This window comes from Microbacterium sp. UBA837 (assembly GCF_002296025.1).
In the GTDB taxonomy this organism is placed as follows: Bacteria; Actinomycetota; Actinomycetes; order Actinomycetales; family Microbacteriaceae; genus Microbacterium.
In genome coordinates this window covers 1-21549 of the sequence record NZ_DBHD01000061.1, presented here as the reverse complement: position 1 = coordinate 21549, position 21549 = coordinate 1, and the positions used below count along the sequence as shown (strand labels likewise).

Genomic DNA, 21549 nt, shown 5'->3' with positions numbered 1-21549 from the left:
TCGTTGTTGGCGACAAGCGCCGTTGCCAGAGCGGCCCCAGGGAGAGCCGCCGCGAACTCGGCAGCGTCGATGGCTCCCCGGGTTGTGAGTGGCACACTCCGGATGCCGGCACCATCGCGCCTCGCGATCCAGTCCACGGGGTCGATGGAGGCGTGATGCTCACCGTCAGGCAGGACGATGTCGGAGGTGCCGGCGCGACGGGTCTGCCAGAGCCCTTTCAGGGCGAGATTCACGGCTTCGGTCCCACCGGAAGTGATCACGATCTCGATCGGGTCGCAACCCACCGCCGCAGCGAGCCGTTCACGAGCATCCTCCAGGACTCGCCGCGCACTCTGGCCATTCGCGTGGATCGACGACGCATTGCCGACGACCGACGCCGCTTGCAGCCAGGCCTCGCGCGCCTCAGGACGCAGCGGCGTCGAGGCCGCATGGTCGAGGTAGATGCTCACGCACTCCACTGTGCCACTGCCCCGGGGTCGTGGGCCGCCGACGCCTGCGGCAGACGCGTCTGCGGCATGTACCGCGTCGTTATGCTCTACGCATGCCGATCCCCGAGTCAGCTGTACTTTCGCGCGCCGACATGACCGACGCCGGTCTCCTGTCGCCGCGGTTCGACGACCTCGGTGTCCGGCTGCATGACGGTGGCGGCACGCTGCGGGTCTGGTCAGCGCACGCATCCTCGATCGACCTCCTGATCTTCGACAACGACGACCTGGACTGGGTCATCGAGACTGTTCCGCTGGCGCGCACCGACGGTGACATCTGGTCGGCGTATGCGGCGGGGCTGCGCCCGGGAACCCATTACGCGATCCAGGTGGATGGACCGCAGGGCCCCGGGAACACGTTCAATCCCTCAACGCTGCTCATCGACCCCTACGCACGGGGCCTCGCATGCAATGGCTTCCGCGGATGGCGATCGGTGGTCGTCGCCGGCGATTTCGACTGGTGCGGCGCGCGCAAACCCCTCGTGCCTCTGGACCGGACGGTCATCTACGAGGGTCACGTCAAGGGGATGACCAAGCGTCATCCCGAGGTTCCCCCTGCCCTGCACGGCACCTACGCGGGACTTGCGCACCCGGCGATGATCGAGCACTTCACCGCGCTCGGGGTCACCAGCATTGAGCTGCTTCCGGTCCACCAGTTCGCGAGCGAGCCCCGCCTGCTCGAGCTGGGCCTCACGAACTACTGGGGCTACAACACCGTCGGCTTTTTCGCTCCCCATGCCGCCTATGCGACCGAAGAGAACCGGCGCCAGGGTCCGGAAGCGGTGCTGCGGGAGTTCAAGGGCATGGTCAAGCTCCTGCACGAGGCCGGCCTGGAAGTCATCCTCGACGTCGTCTACAACCACACATCCGAGGCCGAGCTCGGTGGCCCGCGCTCGAGCTTCCGGGGCATCGACAACCGGGGCTACTACCGTCAGCACGCCGACGGCGCCTACATCGACGTCACAGGCTGCGGAAACAGCGTCGATACCGCCACGGATGCCGCCTCCCGCCTGGTCCTCGACTCGCTGCGGTATTGGGCCAACGACGTGCAGGTCGACGGTTTCCGCTTTGATCTCGCCACGACGCTCGGGCGTGACCGCGAGCACACCTTCACCCCCGAGCATCCGTTGCTTCGAGCGATCATCGACGATCCCGCGCTTGCGGATGTCAAGAAGATCGCCGAGCCGTGGGACGTCGGGATGGGTGGCTGGCAGACAGGCAACTTCGGTCCGGGCTGGATGGAATGGAACGACCGCTACCGTGACCGCGTGCGCAACTTCTGGCTCAGCGATGTCGACTACGGTCGTCGCGCCGCGACAGCGCCCGTGGGGGTCGGCGGGTTCGCGACCCGCCTTGCGGGCTCGTCGAACACCTTCAGCGCCGAACGTGGTCCGCTTGCGAGCGTCAACTTCGTGACAGCACACGACGGCTTCACGCTCCACGACCTGGTGTCGTACGACGTCAAACACAACACGGCAAACGGCGAACACAATCGTGATGGCGCCGACACGAACAGGTCGTTCAACCATGGGGCCGAGGGCGAGACTGACGACCCGCTCATCCTGGCTACGCGGCGCCGCGCTATGCGCAATCTGATGGGCACCCTCCTGCTCTCCGCGGGAGTCCCGATGATCACTGCAGGTGATGAGTTCGGACGCACGCAGCATGGCAACAACAACGCCTACTGCCACGACGGGCCGCTGACCTGGTTGCCGTGGGAGCATGCGCCGTGGCAGGCGAACCTCTTCGCCCACGTCCAGCGCCTCTTGACTCTGCGCGCGCAGAACCCCGCGCTGCGTCCGAGCAGGTTCGCGCGCGATGACCAGGAGACGCCCTCAGCGTCGGTCATGGACTGGTACGACGAGCACGGCGAGATGATGTCGGGCGCGCGGTGGGCCGATCCGACGCACCGCACGCTGCAGTACCTCGCGACCTCGACTCCCGAGCTCGAGGCACCCAACCGGATTCTTCTCGTCGTGCACGGCACCGAGCGTCCGGTTACCGTGCTTCTGCCACGGGTCGAGGGGGTCGCGCGATATCGAGCGGTCTGGTCGAGCGAGGACGAGCATCCGTCGGACCACATCACCGCCCACGAGCCCGCGTCATCCGTCGAGCTCGGTCCGACATCGATGCGCCTGTTCGTAGCCGACCCGGCCTGAGCCTCTTCCAGGGGCGCATTGTTGCCGACGGCGCGCCCACTGTCCACACCTGTTCCCGCTGGCGGTGCGCGGGGTAGGTTCGAAACGTGGCAACCAGCAGACACTCCCCCGTTCCTCGGCCGTGGCGAAGCGCCACCGCGATCCCGGTGCGCCCCGCCTCGCCGCTCGCGCCGGCCGCTGACGCCGCCATGGGACGCATCCCCATGGTCCGCCCGCGGCCTGACACCCCCGACGCGGCCTATAGCCCGAGCGCCTTTCACGGCGAGGCTGTCGCGTTCGGCGTCACGGCCTTCCGCGAGGGCCACGATCGCATCGGTGTTCACCTGCGCCTGACCTCACCGTCGGGCGACGAGTCGCTGCATCGCCTGGACCCTGCGGGGGACGGATTCGACCGCTGGTGGACGAACGTTGCGCTCCTTGAGGAGGGAACCTGGACGTTCCACTTCGAGTCCTTCGCTGACGACTTCGCCACCTGGCACCACGCGGCCCACGTCAAAGTGCTCGCCGGTGTCGATGTCCCCCTCATGCTGGAGATGGGGGCGCTGCTGTGCGAACGCGGCGCTGCCGAACGCGATCGACCGGCAGCCGAGCGCCGCATGCTCACCGAGATGGCAGAGCAGTTCCGCGCGGATGCCGGCACCGAGCCGCTCAGCCTTATTGACGATCCGCGTCTGGAGGCAGCGTTCACGGCTCGCCCGCTGCAGTCCCTCGTGACCGTGGGCAACGACCGCGACTTGCTCGTCGAACGCGAACGGGCAGGCGTGGGCGCCTGGTACGAGTTCTTCCCCCGGTCCGAAGGGGCAAAACTCCGCAAAGACGGCACCGTCAAGAGCGGTACGTTTCGCACTGCCAGCAAGCGGCTTCCCGCGGTTGCACGGATGGGTTTCGACGTCGTGTACCTGCCGCCGATCCATCCGATCGGGCGCACGAATCGCAAGGGCCCGAACAACTCGCTGACCCCCGGTCCGGGCGATCCGGGCTCGCCGTGGGCGATCGGCGCGGCAGAGGGCGGACATGATGCCGTCCATCCTGATCTCGGCACTCTCGCCGACTTCCGTGCGTTCGTGAGGGCAGCTGCCGCCGAAGGGCTCGAGGTTGCGCTCGACCTCGCGCTGCAGGCGTCCCCGGATCATCCGTGGGTGACAAGCCACCCGGAGTGGTTCACGACGCTCCCCGACGGGTCCATCGCGTACGCCGAGAACCCCCCGAAGAAGTATCAGGACATCTATCCGATCAACTTCGACAACGATCCCGAGGGAATCCGCGCCGAGGTGTTGCGGATCGTGCGCCACTGGATTGCGCAGGGCGTCCGCATCTTCCGCGTCGACAACCCGCACACCAAGCCGCTCCAGTTCTGGGAGTGGTTGATCCGCGAGGTGAACGCCGAGCGCCCGGATGTCGTCTTCCTGGCCGAGGCGTTCACCCGCCCCGCTCCGCTCCAGGGGCTTGCAATGGCGGGGTTCCAACAGAGCTACACCTACTTCACCTGGCGCAACACGAAGGAGGAGCTCGAGGAGTTCCTCTCCTCGCTTGCCCACGAGACCGCGGACTACCTTCGGCCCAACCTCTTCGTGAACACCCCCGATATCCTCACCGAATACCTCCAGTACGGCGGCCACGCGGCGTACGTCATCCGTGCCGCGATCGCCGCCACGGCTGCGCCGGTCTACGGCGTGTATGCGGGTTATGAACTGTTCGAGAATGTCGCCCGGCCGGGTTCCGAAGAGAACATCGACAACGAGAAGTATGAGTACAAGTTCCGCGAGTGGGAGGCGATCGACGCGGCGGGCTCATCCCTCGCGCCGTTCCTGACCCGCCTCAACGAGATCCGCCGGGATCACCCGGCACTGCGTCAGTTGCGAAACCTCACGGTCCACTGGAGCGACGACGACGCGATCCTCGTCTATTCGAAGCACCTGGATGCCGCCCTCTCGCCGACGGGCGAATCCGACACGATCCTCGTCGTGGTGAACGTCGACCCCCATTCGGTGCGCGAGACCACGGTCCACCTCGACACTCGCGTGTGGGGCGTCGAACCGGGTGAGGCCTTCGGGGTCACCGACCTCATCACCGGGGCCCAGTGGACCTGGACAGACCACAACTACGTGCGGCTCGACGCCTTCCGCGAGCCCGTGCACATCCTGCGGATTGAGGGACAGCGATGACTACGATCGACCCCGCCACACTCGACGCCGTCGCGCACGGCAGCCATCACGACCCCCACAGCGTTCTCGGCATCCATCCCGCCGGCAAGAACACGTGGGTCATCCGGACCCGCCGACCGCTCGCCGCGACGGTCACCGCCGTATTCGATGGCGGCAAACGCGTGCGGCTGGAGCATGTCGCGGCAGGCATCTGGGAGGGCACGGTCACCGGACCGATTGGTTCCTACCGGATCGACGCGACGTACGACGACGGACCCGACTACCGGGACGACGATCCCTATCGGCACTCCCCCACCATCGGCGAACTGGACCTCCATCTGATCCGCGAGGGACGCCACGAGCGGCTCTGGGACGTCCTGGGCTCACACGTTCGAACCCACGAAGACAGCCATGGCACATCCTTCGCCGTCTGGGCACCGAACGCCCGCGCAGTTCGGGTCGTCGGCAACTTCAACGGGTGGGACGGCGCAGCCCACGCGATGCGCTCGATGGGTGGCTCCGGGGTCTGGGAGTTGTTCATCCCCGCTGTCGATGAGGGAGCGGTCTACAAGTACGAGATCCAGGGACCGGACGGGCAGTGGCGGCTGAAGGCCGACCCGCTGGCCCGACTCGCGGAGGTTCCCCCCGCTACCGGGTCGGTCGTCACCGCGTCGTCGTACCGATGGCAGGACTCGGCCTGGATTTCACGACGTTCCAAGAGTCGCCCGGTGACCGAGCCCATGTCGATCTATGAGGTCCACCTCGGCTCGTGGCGCCCCGGCTTGTCGTACCGCGACGCAGCCGACCCTCTGATCGAACACGTGAGCGCGCTTGGCTTCACCCACGTGGAGTTCCTCCCCCTCGCGGAGCATCCGTTCGGCGGATCCTGGGGCTATCAGGTCACGGGTTACTTCGCACCCACGAGCAGATTCGGCAGCCCCGACGACCTCAAGTACCTGATCGACCGGCTGCACCAGGCCGGCATCGGCGTCATCATGGACTGGGTTCCCGGACACTTCCCGAAGGACGAGTTCGCACTCGCGAAGTTCGACGGCAGGGCCCTCTACGAGCACCCGGACCCCCGTCGCGGCGAGCACAAGGACTGGGGAACGCTCATCTTCGACTACGGACGCAACGAGGTCCGCAACTTCCTGGTCGCCAACGCGCTGTACTGGTACGACGAGTTCCACGTCGACGGACTGCGCGTGGATGCCGTCGCCTCGATGCTCTACCTCGATTACTCGCGCAACGCTGGCGAGTGGGAACCGAACATCCACGGCGGTCGGGAGAACCTCGAGGCCATTCGGTTCCTGCAGGAGGTCAATGCGACGTGCTACAAGACGTTCCCGGGCATCAGCATGATGGCCGAGGAATCGACGAGCTTCCCCGGTGTGACCGCGCCCACCGACCACGCCGGGCTCGGTTTCGGGTTCAAGTGGAACATGGGCTGGATGAACGACAGTCTCGAATACATCAAGCGAGACCCGTTGTACCGCTCCTACCATCAGGGTGAGCTGAGCTTCTCGTTCGTGTACGCATTCAGCGAGAATTACGTGCTTCCGATCAGCCACGACGAGGTAGTGCACGGCAAGGGAAGTCTGTTCTCTCGGATGCCGGGCGATCATGCTGCCAAGCTCGCGAACATGCGGGCGTACCTCGCCTACATGTGGGCGCACCCCGGCAAGCAGCTGCTTTTCATGGGGCAAGAGTTCGGGCAGATGGCGGAGTGGTCTGAATCGCGCGGGCTCGACTGGTGGACGCTCGACCAGCCGACCCACCGACAGCTCCAGGACTTCGTCGGTGCTGTCAACGGCACGTACCGCGCCAACCCACCCCTGTGGAGTCGCGACAACGACGGGTCTGCGTTCTCGCGCATCGGCGCTCCCTCATGGAACCCGAGTGTCCTCGCCTTCACCCGACGGGACTGGGACGGCAACATCGTCGCCGCAGTGTGCAACTTCTCGGGGTCCACGCTCTCGAACTACGCGCTCGACCTTCCCCACAGCGGAGTCTGGCGCGAGATCCTCAACACCGACGCGCAGGACTACGGCGGCGCAGGCGTCGGCAACCTCGGGATGGTTGTTGCAGGCGAGGACGGCAGAGCGTCAATGGTGCTGCCCGCGACGAGCGTCATCTGGCTGCGCTACGACCCGCAGGCCCGGGTGCCCTCCACTATCCGCGACTGACGCAGGGCAATTCGCCCTTCCGGGCGCCCACTGTCAGAACAGCAGGGACGCGAGGCGACTGCGCGACCGGATGACGCGCGGGTCGTCGTCGCCCACGATGCCGAACAGCTCAAGCAGCCGCTCCCGCACTGGCGCGCGATCATCGTCGGGCAACGCCGCGAACAGATCGAGCAATCGATCAAAGGCGTCCTCAACGTGACCACCCGCAAGATCGAGGTCGGCGACCAGCAGCTGAGCGTCGACATCAGTCGGAGCAGCCGCAGCCGCTGCGCGCGCGGCCTGGAGGTCGGCATCCTGGACCCGAGAGAGCAGCCGCACCTGGGCGAGCCCCGCCCGCGCGTCGGCGTCGCGCGGGTTCTCAGCGAGCGCGCGCTCGTACGCAGAGATCGCCGCCGCATAGTCGCCGGACTCGATCGCAGCGAACGCCTCGGCGTGAAGCGGCGGCATCGCGGGCTCGGCAGCAGCACCCTCTTCATCAGCAGCGTCGGCGTCGCCTGAGCCGACTGAGCCGGTGACGCCGTTCTGCGCGGCAAGCTGCAGCAACTGGGCGAACACCTCGCGCACCTGCTGTTCGGGAACGGCGCCGGTGAACAACGGCACAGCCTGACCGCCGACCAGGGCCACGACCATGGGAATCGACTGGGCGCGGAACGCCTGAGCAAGCTGCGGGTTGGCGTCGACGTCGACCTTTGCCAGAACCAACCGGCCCGCATGCTCCGTGACAACACGCTCGAGGACGGGGCTGAGCTGCTTGCACGGCCCGCACCATTCGGCCCACAGGTCCACGACGACAGGCACCGTCTTGGACAGCTCAAGAACCTCGGGGAACATCGCGTCTGTGACGTCGATCACCAGCCGCGCCGTGTTTCCCCCCGCGGGGGCGCCAGCAGCAGGCTCACTCGGGGATGCCGCTGCCGGGCGGTTGCGCAGGGCTGACAGGTCGACGGCGCCCCGGAGAGGAACGTTGGAGCCGGGAAGTGTCACAGCACAGAGCCTTTCAAAATCGAACTCGAGTACCCCAGAAGCCGGATCGGTTCGTTCGATCCCTTTTCCGGAACATAGAAGAAGAGCTGGTCGCTGAAGGTCGTCGAGAACCCGGATGCCGACTGGTCCGCGCCCGAAAGAGTCTTGACCGTCGCATTGTTGTCCAGCTTGATGACGGCGTCTTCGTTGGTCGGCTTGACGGTGTCGGTCTCGGCGATGCTTACCGCGACGATCGCGCCGCTCTCGAGCGTGGCGATCGCGAACGGAGGGAACTCACCGGCGGCGGCGCTGAAGGTCAGACTGCCGGTTTCGGCTCCGGTCTCGTTGAAGTCGTCGAGACGTTCCTTGCGGTCGGCGACGACTCCCGCACGGAAGAGGTCGCTCTGCTCGTCGAACATCCCCGCGAACTCCGACTCATCGCCCTTGTCGAGCACATCGGCGTACGCGGAGGCGAGCTCGTCAGGCGGCAGCAACAGGAACGGCGAATCCGGGGCGAGCTGGCTGGCGCCGATGTAGGAGGGGGCGAGCTCGGGCATCAGCGTATTGCCACCGAGGTTGCCGATATAGCTCAGCTTGTAGGGAGTCCACGGGTCTGCCTGGGTCAGCACCATGATGCTCGACGTGTTGGCCTCGTCATCCGTGACGATCGCCAGGAACGAACGCGGCCAGCCGTTATAGGCCTGCGGCAGCACGACCTCGACGGGCTTGCCGGGAACTGCCGTCGGCATCGCATAATCGGCGATGGCCTCCCTCAGTGTGTAGTTCGTCTTGCGCTCTGCCAGAAGCGCACCGTCGAGCCGGGTCGCTGCGAGGTCAGCATCCTTAGCCTCATCGGCCTGCGCTACCGTCTGAGCCACCTGCTCGACGATCCGCTCGGCCTGCTGCTTGGTGACGGCTGGAGCCTGCTGGCCCTCCGGCACGATGACCGACGCCGTCGGGCTCGGTGTCTCGGACGGCACCAGCTGCGGCCACGCGTCAGACGTGCAGCCAGAGAGCAGGCCGACCGTGACCGCCGCAACGGGGAGAGCAATGAACGTCTTTCGTCCGCGCCCGAGCGCCCGCCGTGGCTTGCTGGCACTGATGACGCCCTTGTCAGACTCCGCGACAGACAGATCAATCGGCTCCGTCACCGGCACGGGCAGACCCTTGCGGCGCGGACCCCGCGAACGGCGCACGTGACGGATGCCGAGGACGTAGAGCACAACGCCGACCGCCATCAGGATGCCGCCACCGACGATCAGGGGTCCAGCCCAGGGCGTGGAGTTCTCGATCGGCCAGGTGACACTCACCGTCGTCGGGGCAGGTTCTGTTCCATCCGAGGCGATGATGACGCTCATGTCGGCTGGAAGCTGCAGCGGCGCGATGACGAGGTCTTCCTGCTGGTACTCATCCAGCCAGAGATCGGACCCTGCCGGGTTCCGCCCCGGAATAGCTTCCTCCTCGGTGCCCTGATCGGTCGCGGCATCCCCCGCCGCTGCCCCGTCCTCGGTCGGGGCGTCGGTTGCCGGCGTGGCGGTGGGGTCGACGGTCGGTTCGGGCTCAGGAGTCGGCTCGATCTCCTCGGTAACGAGCGAGCCGTCCTCGGTCTGCACTACCTGGTTGTAGGTGGTGTCAGCAAGCCATGCCTGCACGTCGGCAGTTCTGCCGTAAGCGGCGAAGACAGAGCCATCCCCCAGCACCCGCAGCGTCTGGGACCCGGGGTTCGCGGTCAGCACGGCGCCGTCGATGACCAGATACGGCTCGTCTTGGGTGATCGAAACATCGGCTGTCGTCGACCGTGGGCCCTGGAAGATCGTCCGCTGGGCGATTCCCGCCCCGATCATCACGGTCGCCAGAACCAGCGCGACCACAGCCCATACGAAACGCACGAAAAACCTTCCTCGGCGCACGGACGTCGACGCACGCCGAAAACTCGACATTTCAGACTAGCGAACATGTCCTGAAAGTCCCCAGGGAGGCGATGCATCACCGACTAGGCCCCGGCTATGCGTATTCTGATCGCCAGGCGGGTCACGCCTGAGAGAACGAGGTCCCGTGAAGCTGCAGAACCCCTTCCGCGTCGCATTCGTCGCGACCCTCGGCGTGGGTCTCGGACTCCTGCTCATCGCGAGCGTGCAGACGTTGTCGACGATCCTGCTTTATGTGGGCACAGCGCTGTTTCTCGCGCTCGGCCTGGAACCGATGGTTTCGTGGCTGATCCGCCGTCGCGTACCGCGGTGGGCGGCGGTACTCGTCACGATCGTCGTCGTGTTGGGCGTCTTCGCCGGCGTCATCCTGATGGTGCTCCCGATCATCGTGGAACAGATCACGCAGTTCGTCGTCGAGGTCACCCGCATTCTGCAGAACCCCTCGTGGCCGGATGAGCTCCAAACGTGGCTCGAGTCGGTGTTCCCCATGCTCAGATGGGATGACATCTTCGCCTACATCCTGCAGTGGCTCCAGGGACTGGACTTCGCGTCGATCGGCGGGTCGATCGGTGGCAACATCCTCGCTATCGGTGCCACCATCGCAAGTGGCCTCTTCGGCGCCTTCATCGTGCTGATCCTGACGATCTACTTCACGGCATCCATCCCCTCGCTCAAGAAGGCCGTGTACCAACTGGTCGCGGCATCCAAGCGTCAGCGGTTCGTCGACCTCGCCGAACAGATCACCAATTCGGTCGGCTATTACGTGATCGGCCAGGTCAGCCTGGGTGTCATCAACGGCATCCTGAGTTGGATTTTCCTCAGCATCATCGATGCGCCGTTCCCCGCGGTCCTCGCGGTGGTGGCGCTACTGTTCTCGCTGATCCCGCTCGTGGGAACGCTCACCGGGTCGACGATTATCGTGCTGACCTGCCTGATCCCGGGTCTCGGCTCGCCGACGATAGCCCTCATCGCGGCGATCTACTACCTCATCTACATGCAGCTCGAGGCGTACGTCATCTCGCCTCGAATCATGAGTCGCGCCGTCGCGATTCCCGGAGCGGTCGTGGTGGTCGCGGCACTCGCGGGAGGATCGCTTCTTGGGCTCCTCGGCGCCCTGATCGCGATCCCGGCGGCGGCGAGCGTCTTGATCATCTACCGGCAGGTCGTGATCCCGCGCCAGAACGAGCGCTGAGCCTCAGGCGGGCTCGCCGAGCTCGCCGTCCCACTCCGTCGGCAACGGCAGGGCATCCGGGTTGATCGCAGCGACGATCTCGGTGAGCACCGTCCTGGTCTGGTTCTCCCCCACCCAGAGGTGGCGTCCGCCCTCAACCGGAATGAGCGTGGCGTGCGGGATCGCCGAGAAACGCTTGGCCGCCTCGTCGGGCCGCAGGAAGTCATCGAACTCGGGGACAAGAACAATGATGGGCCGCGGGTCTTCTGCCCAGCCCGCCAGTTCATCCTCGGTGGTTCGGTGCAGCGGCGGTGACAGCAGCACGATTCCTTCGACGTCGTGGTCGGCGGCGTACTTCAGCGCCAGCTCCGTCCCGAAGGACCAGCCGACGATCCACGGACGCGGCAGTCCCCGTTCGGCGACGAACGACATTGCCGCAGCGACATCCCACCGCTCGGAGTCACCACCGTCGAAAGAGCCGTCGCTGGTCCCCCGCGGCGACGTCGTCCCGCGTGTGTTGAATCGGAGCACGGCAAGATCGGCCAGGGCGGGCAGGCGCGCCGCCGCCTTGCGGAAGATGTGCGAGTCCATGAATCCACCAGCCGTCGGCAGCGGATGCAGCGTGACGAGCGTGGCGTGGGGGGTGCGCTCGGCAGGCACGGCGAGTTCACCGACCAGAGTCAGTCCGTCTTGCGTGTGAAGCTCGATCTCTTGCCGGCGAGCGGGAAGAAGCATCGGTCCGCGAATCTCCATGTCAGCTGATCCTCCAGCAGTGTGAGTGCCAATGTCGGCGAGCCGCGAGATCGGCAGCGTCCCCGAGGACGCCATCTACGCGCCACGCGACGATGTGGGCGGTGCCCGGCTCGATAGGGCGAACGCATCCGGGGCACGCATACGACTTCGTCGCCTGCGCCGCCGATACCGGCTGAACCGTCCACTCCACGCCGCGGCGTACCTCGGTTCGCTTCCAGCCGGCGATCAGGCGTTCGAGGCCGTCATCGCCGGCAGGCTCGGGTCGACGACGATGGGATCGTGGCATCTTCGACGGTCACCACCAGTGGTTGTTGACCCAGAAGTTGTACGCGCCGGCCCAGCTGCCATAGCGTCCCACGGCATAGCCGTTGGCCCACCGCAGATTGTCGACCGGGTTGTAGCCGCTTCCGGGAACCTTGCTGCACGGCAGAGCCTGAACCAGACCGCAGGCTCCCGACCGCCGGTTCGTCGCGTTGGGATTCCACCCGCTCTCCCGTGAGACGACGTAATCGACGTAGCCCCAGTCGCTCTCGGGAATCCCGGCCGCCGACATCCACTCGGCCGGCGAACCACCGCCCGAGTAGAACAACGGTGCTGCTGCGCCGCCTCCACCACCGCTGGATGCCACGACGGGAGTGGGCTTGGGCTTGGGCTTGACGTACACCTCGTAGCCACCGCGATCTGGATCAAAAGCGACAGGCTCGGCATCCGTGTCTATGACCAGTGACTGCGCGTCGACGATCGAACTCGCGTACAGCGAGACAGGCTCGGGCGTGTCGTCCTCGGCCGTCGCGAAAGCCATTCCGCTCGGGCCGGCGTTAGCCGCAACAAAGCCCAGTGCCGCGAAAGCAGCGAAGACCGCGAGCACGCCGCGGCGCTTCGACCAGTGTCCGACAGGGGCTGCAGCTGCCCGGGGCGGCACGCTGGAACGCCGCGGGGCGAGCTCACTGCTCGCGCGCGCGGTTACGTCGGCGCCACGGCGTTCATCAGTCACAATGACCCGATTCTACCGAGGCGAAGCCACGGGTTCGCCTCGAGCGACGCGCGGGTTCACTCGACAGCGAGCATGATCTCGACGACAGCGTCCAGGACGGCATCAACTTGCACTTCGCGGTAGCCGCCCCGCTGCATGCGGAAGGCGACCCCACGAACCTGCTCGATGGTCGCGCCGCTCCCGGTCTCGAGATACCGAGCGAGCTTGTTCATGACGAAGTCGACCTCGTCGATCCGGTACCCGTATCGGAGAGCTCCGGTCCGCTGGAAGCGACGGCGAGAAGGTCGTTGCAGGCGGTCGAGCACCGTCTGGGCGTCTCGCCGCGTCCGCGCGATCCAGACATCCGTCCCCACCCGGGCGATGGCGGCGTCGCGTTCCCGACGAGCGAAGGCGTCCTCGATACGGGTCAGCGCGGCATCCACGCTCGTGATTTCGTATCCGCGGCGCGCGAGCGGAAAAGCAGCAGCCCGAATCTGACCCGACGTCATCGACGGGTGTCCCGGAGCCTCAAAGGCATCACGCGCGTGCGAGAGGAAGCTGTCGACCGCGGCGCGCTCATAGCCCTTCACTCGGCCACGCGTGACGGGAAACAGCGCACGAGCCGGTTCGGGGACAGCGGGCGCTGCCGATTCCGGAGAAGAAGTCATTGTCATTCGGTTGCCAGCCTCACGCTGCTACGCCACATCATGATGCCACCAACGGCGAGAACAGGTAGTACAGGGCCAGCGCCGCTGTTGCCGACGGGAGGATCGAATCGAGCCGGTCGAGGACTCCCCCGTGTCCGGGCAGCCATGAACTCATGTCTTTGATGCCGAGGTCTCGCTTCACCATCGACTCACCGAGGTCGCCGGTTGTCGCCGTACCGAGGATCACAGCACCCAGAATCGCACCAGCCCACCAGGGAATGCCCAGCATGAAGATACCGAGCAGGATGCCCGCAGCAACGGCGCCGACGACAGCGCCCGCGAAGCCCTCCCACGTCTTGTTCGGACTGATCCGCGGCGCCATCGGATGCTTCCCGAAGGTGAGTCCGGAAGCGTAGGCGGCGGTGTCAGCGACAACGGCGACCGCGATGAACGCGATGATCCACCACTCACCGGCATCCTGACGCAGCAACACCATCGCCATGCTCGCGAGGAACGGAACGTAGAACACCACGAAAGTGCCGGCGAGTACGTCGCTCGTGACGGCGGAATATCGCCGGCCATCGGCAGCAGCCATCTGGGTGATCAATCGCCAGACGACGACGAAAGCCAACGCAGCGAACAGCGCCACCCAGTGCAGCCACAGCTCAAGGAACGCCCCCGAGAGAAGCACCACGACTGCAGCAACGATCTGGGGCGCGAGATCGATACGGCGATCCGAGCCCGCCAGCGCACGCGAGAACTCGACAACGCCGAGAACGACGACGCCCAGAGCCAAGAAGATGAAGACCCACTTGATGAAGATCAGCGACAGGAGCGCGACAGCCCCGATACCCACGCCGATGAGGATCGCGAGGATCAGGTCCCTGCCAGTACGCTTCTTGATGCGCTCGTTGGCCTCTTCGAACTCCGCGCGCGCGTGTGCCACATGCTGCTCGAACTCGGTTCGCGCGGTGCGCATCTGCGCCTGGAGGCCGGGGCCGGCCTCCTCCGTAGCTTCCCCGGCGGATTCGCCAGGGACGCGCGCATCGGAACGGTCATCGGTCATGTCGACCGTTACACCTCGAGAAGCTCAGCTTCTTTGCGCTTGAGCGCCTCGTCGATCTGGTCGACGTGGGCGCGCGTGAGCGCATCGAGCTCTTTCTCGGCGCGAGCAAGCTCGTCTTCACCGATGTCGCTCTTGAGGGCGTCGAGGTCATCCTTGGCCTTGCGCCGGATGCCGCGCACGTGCACCTTGGCGTCCTCGGCCTTCGCGCGCACGAGCTTCACGAACTCCTTGCGGCGCTCTTCGGTGAGCTCTGGCATCGTGACACGAACGATCGTGCCGTCGTTGGTCGGGTTGGCACCGAGGTTGGGAGCATCCCGGATGGCCTGCTCGATCGCCTTGAGCGCGGACTTGTCGTAGGGGTTGATAACAAGCGTGCGCGCCTCAGGGTTGTTCAGCGAGGCAAGCTGAGCAAGCGGGGTCGGCGAACCGTAGTAGTCGACCATGATCCGCTGGAACAACTGCGGGTTGGCGCGTCCCGTGCGTACGGTCGCGAAGTCATCCTTCGCGGCCTCCACTGCACGATCCATGCGGGTTCCGGCATCGGTCAAAACATCCGCGATCACGGCGACTCCTTACTGCGTGTGACCTGCATAGTCTAGTCGGCAGGCTTTCAGCCGACCGTGACGACAGTGCCGATGGATTCGCCGAGAAGAGCGCGTGTGACGTTGCCCTCGGGCTCCATACCGAACACGCGCATGTCCATGCCGTTGTCCATGCACAGGCTGAAGGCCGTCGAATCCACGACCTTCAAGCCACGCTGCAACGCGTCGAGATACGTGATCCGGTCGATGCGGGTCGCAGTGGGATCCTTGCGCGGATCGGCAGTGTAAACGCCGTCGACGCCGTTCTTCGCGACGAGAACCTCGCTCGCGCCGATCTCGAGCGCGCGCTGAGCGGCGACGGTATCGGTCGAGAAGTAGGGAAGGCCCGCGCCCGCTCCGAAGATGACGACGCGCCCCTTCTCCATGTGCCGTTCTGCGCGACGGGGGATGTATGGCTCGGCCACCTGGGTCATCGAGATCGCCGACTGGACGCGCGTTGCGGCTCCCGCCTGCTCGAGGAAGTCCTGCAGCGCGAGTGCGTTCATGACGGTGCCGAGCATCCCCATGTAGTCCGCGCGACCTCGGTCCATTCCCCGCTGGCTGAGCTCCGCGCCGCGGAAGAAGTTACCGCCGCCAACGACGACGGCGATCTCTACCTCGTCGACCGCCGCAGCGATCTCGCGTGCCATTTGGCTGACGACATCCGGGTTGACCCCCAGCTGCCCTCCCCCGAACGCTTCCCCCGAAAGCTTGAGCAGGACGCGTCGGCGCCCCGTCGATTCATCCGCCACGTACGTCTCCTCTTGTCGCCTACAACCTACCGAAGCACATCAGAAAGGGCCCGCACTGGATGGTGCGGACCCTTTCGACATGATGCTTACGCGCCGACCTTGAACCGAGCGAAGTCGGTGAGCGTGAGGCCAGCGTCCTTCGCAACCTGGGCGACCGAGAGCTTGTTGTCTCGGGCGTAGTCCTGGTCGAGCAGAGCGACCTGCTTGAAGAAGGCGTTCACGCGGCCCTCGACGATCTTCGGAAGGGCAGCCTCGGGCTTGCCCTCGTTGCGAGAGATCTCGGTGACGATCTCGCGCTCCTTCTCGACGTCGGCCTCGGGGACATCGTCGCGGGACAGGTACGACGGGTTGGCGAAGGAGATGTGCTGCGCCAGCGCGCGAGCGGTCTCGGCGTCATCACCCGTGTAGGCCAACACAACACCCACCTGCGGCGGAAGGTCCTTGTTGGTCTTGTGCAGGTAGATTTCGAACTTCTCGCCCTCGAGCGTGCGCACCTGGCGCAGCTCGACCTTCTCTCCGATGATCGCTGCCTCGTCCGAGATGAGCTGGTCGACAGTTCCCGCGCCCGCGGATGCGGCCAGGGCCTCGTCGACCGAGTTCGCGCCGGCGGCTGCGGCAGCCTCGACGACCTTGTCGGCGAGGGCCACGAAGCGGTCGTTCTTCGCAACGAAGTCGGTCTCGCAGGCAAGCTCGATGAGGGTGACCTTGCCATCCAGTTCGCGGGCGGCGATGAGCCCCTCGCTCGTGGAACGGTCGGCACGCTTCGCGTTACCCTTCGCGCCCTTAAGGCGCAGGATCTCGACGGCCTTCTCGACGTCGCCGTCAGCCTCTTCGAGCGCCTTCTTGGTGTCGACCATTCCCGTGCCCAGCTGCTCGCGCAGCGCCTTGATGTCGGCGATCGTGAAGTTTGCCATGGGTGGCGGCTCCTTGTTCGTGATGAGTTCTCGTGGATGCTCCGGTGGCGCGGTGGCGCCACCGGAGCGATGTCGATCGGCTTACTTGGACTCGGCGACGGCGTCAGTGTCAGCGGCGACGGTTTCCGCGTCACCGGCAACTGCCTCGTGCGCGGCGGCGCCGGCAGCGTCAGCCTCGGACTCGGTCGCAATGGTCTCGACCTCCGCGACGTCGGTGACGACGGGGGCGCCCTGCTCGAGAAGCTCGCGCTCCCACTCGGCGAGCGGCTCAGCAGCCTCAGCCTCGGCCTCGCCAGCGGGCTGGTGGCGCTGGATGAGACCGTCAGCGGCGGCATCCGCGATGATGCGGGTGAGCAGGCTCACCGAACGGATCGCGTCGTCGTTACCGGGAATCGGGTACTGGAACTCGTCAGGGTCGGCGTTGGTGTCGAGGATGCCGATAACGGGGATGCCGAGCTTCTTGGCCTCGTCGATTGCGAGGTGCTCGCGCTTGGCGTCGACGACCCAGATTGCCGACGGGGTCTTCTGCAGGTTGCGGATACCGCCGAGCGACTTGTGGAGCTTGTCGAGCTCGCGCTTCTTGATCAGCAGTTCCTTCTTGGTGAAGCCGCTCGCAGCCGGGTCGTCGTAGTTGAGCTCCTCGAGCTCCTTCATGCGCTGAAGTCGCTTGGAGACGGTGACGAAGTTGGTGAGGAGGCCACCGAGCCACCGCTGGTTGACGTAGGGCTGACCCACGCGGGTTGCCTGCTCGGCGATGACTTCCTGAGCCTGCTTCTTGGTGCCGACGAAGAGGATCGAGCCGCCGTGGGCGACGGTCTCCTTGACGAACTCGTAAGCCTTGTCGATGTAGGTCAGCGACTGCTGCAGGTCGATGATGTGGATGCCGCTGCGCTCAGTGAGGATGAAGCGCTTGACTTTCGGGTTCCACCGGCGGGTCTGGTGTCCGAAGTGCACGCCGCTGTCGAGCAGCTGGCGAATCGTAACGACGGCCATGGCCGTACTCCTTTGCTGACGCGAGTCCGCGTCTCTTACGGTTGATCTCGCCGGTCGGCGACCGACGATCCTGGCGCCCGACACGCTTCCGCTGTGCTCTGGTGAGCTCAGACCGATGGAAGTCGTGCCACCTGACTGATAGTCAGGCTGTGGGCACGCGAAGTCACCCCGAGATCGGGATGCCCTCCCAGTGTACCAGCGGTAGCCTGGCCCAGATACGTGAGAGGTCGGAGCGCTGGTTCCTCCCCAGGCCCGACGAACCCGGCGCCTGTCCCCGACGAGGCATCGGCCGCCCCTGGAGTGCTGAGGCGAACCGGATGCTCAATGGCATGTCAACCTTTCGTCATCTGCTGACCGCGGTTCTTGCCCTCACCGCTGCCGCTTCACTGGCAGCATCCGCACCCGCTTCCGCCGCGCCAGGGATCGCAGCGGAAGCAGCCGCGGTACGCTCAGCCGACCCTGCGCTGGTGGCGGATGACTGGGTCTGGCCCGTGTCGGGATTCCGCATCCTCACTGCCTACGTTGCACCGGCGCATCGCTACGGACCGGGTCACCGTGGCATCGACCTTGAGCTTTTCGGCGTGCGAACCATCCGTTCCCCCGCGGCCGGCTTCGTGCAGTTCAGCGGCCGCGTGGTCGATCGGGACCTCATCACGATTGACCACGGCAACGGGCTCGTGACGACACTGGAGCCCGTGACCTCTCCGCTGGTGGCAGGTGACCGCGTCGCGCGAGGCGAAGACGTCGGCATCGTGGGTGACGGCGGCCACACGCCCGCTGGCGGTGTGCACTTCGGCGTGCGATGGCATGGCGAGTACATCAACCCGATGGTGGTGCTGGGCGGCGTGCCCAGGGCAGTTCTGCTTCCCTGCTGCGCATGAGCGCGTGCGACCGGATCAGCCGAACACGTTCCTGCCGCCGTTGTCCTGAATCGTGCCGTACCCGGTCGCGCTGAAGGTGTTGTCGTTGCCGTTGACCGTGACGTCTCCGATGGCACCGTCAGCGTCGATACGCATACGGTCGCCGGCGATCTGCAGGGATCCGATCGCTCCGCTGACGAAGCTGTTGTCGTTACCTTCGATGCGCACATCACCCATGTCGCCGATCGTGACGCTGTTACCACTCCCCTGGAGTAGCACGGTGTCCGCGGACCCGGCGATCTGCGCGATGATCCGGTTGCCAGCAATCGTCACTTCGGCACAGTCTCCCGTGACAGCGAAGCTGACGTCGTTACCGGCGAGGACAGCTTTGCCGTTCACGCAGAGAGCATCCGGAGCCGGAGCTGGATCAACCGTGACTGTGGGCGCCGGCGTTGGGGCGAGCGTCTCCCACGTCGGCGAGGGCACGGGAGTCGCGGGCCCGCGGGTCGGGATCACGGTCGTGCGCGGTCCGGGTACCACGATGCATCCGGCGAGCGCGAGAGTCGTCGCGAGCGCCAGGGCGACACCGAGCGTGCGGCGCGGAGCATGCATGCGATAACCCTACGGCGAAGTGCGGATCGTCGGATACGCGGCGGCTGGTGCTCGTCGCGCCTACGCGCGGGGATGCGCGAGGCGATAGCTCGCGGTCAGTCGCTCGCTCGACACGTGGGTGTAGATCTGCGTGGTTCCGAGACTCGCGTGGCCGAGCATCTCCTGTACCGACCGCAGGTCAGCGCCACCATCGAGCAGATGCGTGGCGCCCGAGTGACGCAGCGCATGCGGGCCGATGTTGCCTCCCGTCACGACCCCGACGCGGCGTGCCACCACGTCATAGACGGTGCGGGAACCGATACGCGCACCGCGAGCTCCGAGAAAGAGCGCTCGACGAGCCGTATCGGATACGACCAGCGCAGGTCTGCCCCGCACGAGGTAGGCATCCAGTGCTCGTGCCGCGGCGCCCCCGTAGGGCACGACCCGCTCCTTGGACCCCTTACCCCACACGCGCGCAGTGTGTCGTCCGCCATCGAGATCGGTGAGATCCAGAGCGCACAGTTCCGACACCCGAAGCGCAGCGCCATAGAGGAGCTCAAGCATGGCGTGATCCCGGAGCTCGATCGGGTCGCCACCCGCGCGTGCCGACTGCCCGAGCTCATCGAGCAACTGCGCCAGGCCCTCGGCAGACGCAACCTTCGGGAGGGTCCGCCCCCGTTTTGGGGCCACAAGCCGCACTGCCGGATCCGTGCCGATGAGGTTCGCGTCCAACGCCCACGCGAAGAAGGTGCGCACCGAGGCTGCGCGCCGCGCGAGAGTGGATCGGGCGTCGCCCCGCTCGCTGGCACGCCACATCCAGTTCCGCAGCATCTCGAGATCAACGTCCTGGATTCGGGAGGGACCCACAGCGTCGGCCAGGTCGGCGAGATCCGACCGGTACGCGCGCACCGTTGCGGGAGACAGCCGGCGAACGTCGGCGACGTAGCGCAAGTACTGCTCGGCCGCCGCGGAGATCTCCATGCACACAGGATGCCTCAGCTGCTCGAACGGGACTGGAGCCCGCTGCGGTGTGGCGCGACCTACCCGCTGTCGCGCGCTCAAGATCGCGAAGCCTCAGCGCCTTTCTGCCCCGAGCATCTCACGCGAGACGCCAGCCTGCCGCGTCGCTTGTGACGGCGCCGTCCAGGTACAGCATCCCGAGATGGGACTGGACGTCGGCGATGCCCAGGCCACTGCGCCGCGCGATCTCCTGAGGCGTCCGCGCGACCCGTGCACTGAGAGCGTCGCGTACACGCGTTGCGTCGGTGGTGCGCGTCGCGGCTTCCTGATCGCCTGGACCGATGAGCTCGCCCCAACCGATCAGCTCCCGTACCTCGCCAGCCGTCGTGACGCAGGTCGCTTCGAGTTCGCGGAGCAACCGGTGACAGCCAGCTGAGGCCGCACTTGTGACGGGCCCAGGCACTGCTCCGATGAGCCGACCCAGGGCGCTCGCGTGATGGGCGGTGTTCAGGGATCCGCTGCGCCACCCGGCTTCGACCACGATTGTCGCGGCCGACAGCGCTGCGATGAGGCGGTTGCGCTGGAGGAACCTCCACTTTGTCGGAGCCGAGCCGGGCGCGACCTCCCCCACGACGGCTCCCGTCGCGGCGATGCGCTCGACGAGGTCGGTGTGAGCCTGCGGATAGGCCCGTTCCAGGCCGCCCGCCATCAGGGCGATTGTGTGACCGCCACCGGCGAGGGTCGCGCGGTGAGCTGCGGCGTCGATACCGAACGCCGCTCCAGAGACGACGGGGATGCCCGAAGCTGCCAGTTCCGCGGCGAACTCTCCCGCCACATGTTCGCCATAGGAGGTGGCGGCACGCGCTCCGACGATAGCCACACCGGTGCATGCCGTCGCAATGGATCGCGGGTCCCCACGGACCCATAACGCGACCGGCGCGTGAACTCCCAGATCATCGACGGCATCCGGCCAGACCTCGTCAGCTGGTGTTATCAATCGCAGCCGGGCGGCACGCGCTGTGCGCAGTACCCCGGACACCGTACCCGGCCGCATCCTCGGTTCCCATCGTTGCATCGCCGCCCGCGCTTCGCCGGGCTCGAGGATGCTGTCGCTGATGTCTCCGCGCCGCACGCGAGCCAGCGCTTCGAATGCCCCGAGCGAACCCGTCAGGATGCCTGCCGCCGCGTCACCCGGCTCGGTGAGACTGTTCCAGACCACGCGGGCGTATCGATCGAGGATGTCGTCGTCGGAGAGCGGGCCAGCCACGAGGGCACCGAGCTCATCGCGAGCGCGTTGCGGATCGATCATGAGATGGTTCCTCTCTTCAGGAACAGCGCTCGGCCAATGTGGTCGGGTGTCGGCATCCGTTCGCCGTCGAGGTCGGCGAGTGTCCACGCGACCCGAAGAACCCGGTCGTATCCA

At 66.2% G+C, this 21549-nt stretch carries 21 protein-coding genes; 5 read left to right on the top strand and 16 right to left on the bottom strand.

Annotated features, from left to right (window positions below):
- Positions 1-449, bottom strand: a 449-nt coding sequence (locus B3587_RS04755; RefSeq protein ID WP_292726844.1) for an aminotransferase class V-fold PLP-dependent enzyme, incomplete at its 3' end; no start/stop codon positions are given.
- 131 nt (positions 450-580) lie between these two features.
- Here B3587_RS04755 and glgX point away from each other — a divergent pair.
- The 3 genes from glgX (at position 581) to glgB (ending at position 6974) form a co-directional block, all read left to right on the top strand.
- Positions 581-2644, top strand: coding sequence for a glycogen debranching protein GlgX (gene glgX / locus B3587_RS04750; RefSeq protein ID WP_292726847.1), 2064 nt, complete (start codon positions 581-583; stop codon positions 2642-2644).
- A gap of 203 nt (positions 2645-2847) precedes the next feature.
- A complete protein-coding gene (locus B3587_RS04745) occupies positions 2848-4809 on the top strand; it encodes a maltotransferase domain-containing protein (protein ID WP_292726846.1) in 1962 nt (653 codons plus the stop codon).
- Positions 4806-6974, top strand: coding sequence for a 1,4-alpha-glucan branching protein GlgB (glgB, locus tag B3587_RS04740; RefSeq protein ID WP_228178173.1), 2169 nt, complete (start codon positions 4806-4808; stop codon positions 6972-6974). The genes B3587_RS04745 and glgB overlap by 4 nt, the downstream gene beginning before the upstream one ends.
- Before the next feature lie 33 nt (positions 6975-7007).
- Here the strand turns inward: glgB and B3587_RS04735 are convergent, their stop codons facing one another.
- Positions 7008-7958, bottom strand: coding sequence for a tetratricopeptide repeat protein (locus tag B3587_RS04735; protein WP_228178172.1), 951 nt, complete (start codon positions 7956-7958; stop codon positions 7008-7010).
- Positions 7955-9826 (bottom strand): glycosyl transferase, encoded by a 1872-nt coding sequence (locus tag B3587_RS04730; protein WP_292726843.1) that lies wholly within the window; start codon positions 9824-9826, stop codon positions 7955-7957. The genes B3587_RS04735 and B3587_RS04730 overlap by 4 nt, the downstream gene beginning before the upstream one ends.
- A 166-nt stretch (positions 9827-9992) precedes the next feature.
- Between B3587_RS04730 and B3587_RS04725 the strand changes: the two genes are divergently transcribed.
- Entirely contained in the window at positions 9993-11057 is a 1065-nt protein-coding gene (locus B3587_RS04725; protein ID WP_228178170.1) for an AI-2E family transporter, read from the top strand.
- A 3-nt stretch (positions 11058-11060) separates the two neighbouring features.
- Here B3587_RS04725 and B3587_RS04720 read toward each other — a convergent pair whose 3' ends face one another.
- The 9 genes from B3587_RS04720 to rpsB all read right to left on the bottom strand — a co-directional run bounded on the left by B3587_RS04720 (position 11061) and on the right by rpsB (position 17715).
- Positions 11061-11789 carry an alpha/beta hydrolase gene (locus B3587_RS04720; RefSeq protein WP_228178169.1) on the bottom strand — a complete coding sequence of 243 codons (729 nt, stop codon included), beginning with the start codon at positions 11787-11789 and terminating at the stop codon, positions 11061-11063.
- A 1-nt stretch (position 11790) separates the two neighbouring features.
- A complete protein-coding gene (locus B3587_RS04715; RefSeq protein ID WP_292726842.1) occupies positions 11791-12075 on the bottom strand; it encodes a hypothetical protein in 285 nt (94 codons plus the stop codon).
- A gap of 9 nt (positions 12076-12084) precedes the next feature.
- Positions 12085-12783 (bottom strand): transglycosylase SLT domain-containing protein, encoded by a 699-nt coding sequence (locus B3587_RS04710; RefSeq protein WP_292726841.1) that lies wholly within the window; start codon positions 12781-12783, stop codon positions 12085-12087.
- A gap of 56 nt (positions 12784-12839) precedes the next feature.
- Positions 12840-13430, bottom strand: coding sequence for a DivIVA domain-containing protein (locus tag B3587_RS04705; RefSeq protein WP_228178166.1), 591 nt, complete (start codon positions 13428-13430; stop codon positions 12840-12842).
- A 37-nt stretch (positions 13431-13467) separates the two neighbouring features.
- On the bottom strand, positions 13468-14475 hold the full coding sequence (locus B3587_RS04700; protein ID WP_292726840.1) for a phosphatidate cytidylyltransferase: 1008 nt from the start codon (positions 14473-14475) through the stop codon (positions 13468-13470).
- Between the two features lie 8 nt (positions 14476-14483).
- On the bottom strand, positions 14484-15038 hold the full coding sequence (gene frr / locus B3587_RS04695; RefSeq protein ID WP_292726839.1) for a ribosome recycling factor: 555 nt from the start codon (positions 15036-15038) through the stop codon (positions 14484-14486).
- Between the two features lie 47 nt (positions 15039-15085).
- On the bottom strand, positions 15086-15808 hold the full coding sequence (pyrH, locus tag B3587_RS04690) for a UMP kinase (RefSeq protein WP_228178163.1): 723 nt from the start codon (positions 15806-15808) through the stop codon (positions 15086-15088).
- An 86-nt stretch (positions 15809-15894) separates the two neighbouring features.
- The gene (tsf, locus tag B3587_RS04685) at positions 15895-16722 is read right to left on the bottom strand and encodes a translation elongation factor Ts (protein ID WP_228178162.1); all 828 of its coding nucleotides are present in this window, start codon (positions 16720-16722) and stop codon (positions 15895-15897) included.
- Positions 16723-16803: 81 nt separating this feature from the next.
- A complete protein-coding gene (gene rpsB / locus B3587_RS04680) occupies positions 16804-17715 on the bottom strand; it encodes a 30S ribosomal protein S2 (RefSeq protein WP_292726838.1) in 912 nt (303 codons plus the stop codon).
- Positions 17716-18044: 329 nt separating this feature from the next.
- On the opposite strand from rpsB, the gene B3587_RS04675 reads away from it, so the two are divergent.
- Positions 18045-18596 carry a murein hydrolase activator EnvC family protein gene (locus tag B3587_RS04675; protein ID WP_228178160.1) on the top strand — a complete coding sequence of 184 codons (552 nt, stop codon included), beginning with the start codon at positions 18045-18047 and terminating at the stop codon, positions 18594-18596.
- 15 nt (positions 18597-18611) lie between these two features.
- On the opposite strand, the gene B3587_RS04670 is transcribed toward B3587_RS04675, so the two are convergent.
- From B3587_RS04670 to B3587_RS04655, 4 genes are all read right to left on the bottom strand, one after another.
- Complete coding sequence (locus B3587_RS04670; RefSeq protein ID WP_228178159.1) at positions 18612-19187, bottom strand: hypothetical protein; 576 nt, start codon at positions 19185-19187, stop codon at positions 18612-18614.
- A 60-nt stretch (positions 19188-19247) separates the two neighbouring features.
- A complete protein-coding gene (locus tag B3587_RS04665; protein ID WP_228178158.1) occupies positions 19248-20147 on the bottom strand; it encodes a tyrosine recombinase XerC in 900 nt (299 codons plus the stop codon).
- A 118-nt stretch (positions 20148-20265) separates the two neighbouring features.
- Positions 20266-21435, bottom strand: a complete 1170-nt coding sequence (gene dprA, locus B3587_RS04660; protein WP_228178157.1) for a DNA-processing protein DprA — start codon at positions 21433-21435, stop codon at positions 20266-20268.
- The coding region (locus B3587_RS04655; protein WP_292726845.1) for a hypothetical protein at positions 21432-21549 on the bottom strand (118 nt) is incomplete at its 5' end. The genes B3587_RS04655 and dprA, both read right to left, overlap by 4 nt.

What these genes read in the sequence shown, in the direction of transcription:
- glgX (WP_292726847.1), top strand. Translation starts at nt 581, where the DNA reads ATGACCGACGCCGGTCTCCTGTCGCCGCGGTTCGACGACCTCGGTGTC.
- B3587_RS04745 (WP_292726846.1), top strand. Translation starts at nt 2,848, where the DNA reads ATGGTCCGCCCGCGGCCTGACACCCCCGACGCGGCCTATAGCCCGAGC.
- glgB (WP_228178173.1), top strand. Translation starts at nt 4,806, where the DNA reads ATGACTACGATCGACCCCGCCACACTCGACGCCGTCGCGCACGGCAGC.
- B3587_RS04720 (WP_228178169.1), bottom strand. Translation starts at nt 11,789, where the DNA reads ATGGAGATTCGCGGACCGATGCTTCTTCCCGCTCGCCGGCAAGAGATC.
- B3587_RS04715 (WP_292726842.1), bottom strand. Translation starts at nt 12,075, where the DNA reads ATGCCACGATCCCATCGTCGTCGACCCGAGCCTGCCGGCGATGACGGC.
- B3587_RS04705 (WP_228178166.1), bottom strand. Translation starts at nt 13,430, where the DNA reads ATGACTTCTTCTCCGGAATCGGCAGCGCCCGCTGTCCCCGAACCGGCT.
- B3587_RS04700 (WP_292726840.1), bottom strand. Translation starts at nt 14,475, where the DNA reads ATGACCGATGACCGTTCCGATGCGCGCGTCCCTGGCGAATCCGCCGGG.
- tsf (WP_228178162.1), bottom strand. Translation starts at nt 16,722, where the DNA reads ATGGCAAACTTCACGATCGCCGACATCAAGGCGCTGCGCGAGCAGCTG.
- rpsB (WP_292726838.1), bottom strand. Translation starts at nt 17,715, where the DNA reads ATGGCCGTCGTTACGATTCGCCAGCTGCTCGACAGCGGCGTGCACTTC.
- B3587_RS04675 (WP_228178160.1), top strand. Translation starts at nt 18,045, where the DNA reads ATGTCAACCTTTCGTCATCTGCTGACCGCGGTTCTTGCCCTCACCGCT.
- B3587_RS04670 (WP_228178159.1), bottom strand. Translation starts at nt 19,187, where the DNA reads ATGCATGCTCCGCGCCGCACGCTCGGTGTCGCCCTGGCGCTCGCGACG.
- B3587_RS04665 (WP_228178158.1), bottom strand. Translation starts at nt 20,147, where the DNA reads ATGGAGATCTCCGCGGCGGCCGAGCAGTACTTGCGCTACGTCGCCGAC.
- dprA (WP_228178157.1), bottom strand. Translation starts at nt 21,435, where the DNA reads ATGATCGATCCGCAACGCGCTCGCGATGAGCTCGGTGCCCTCGTGGCT.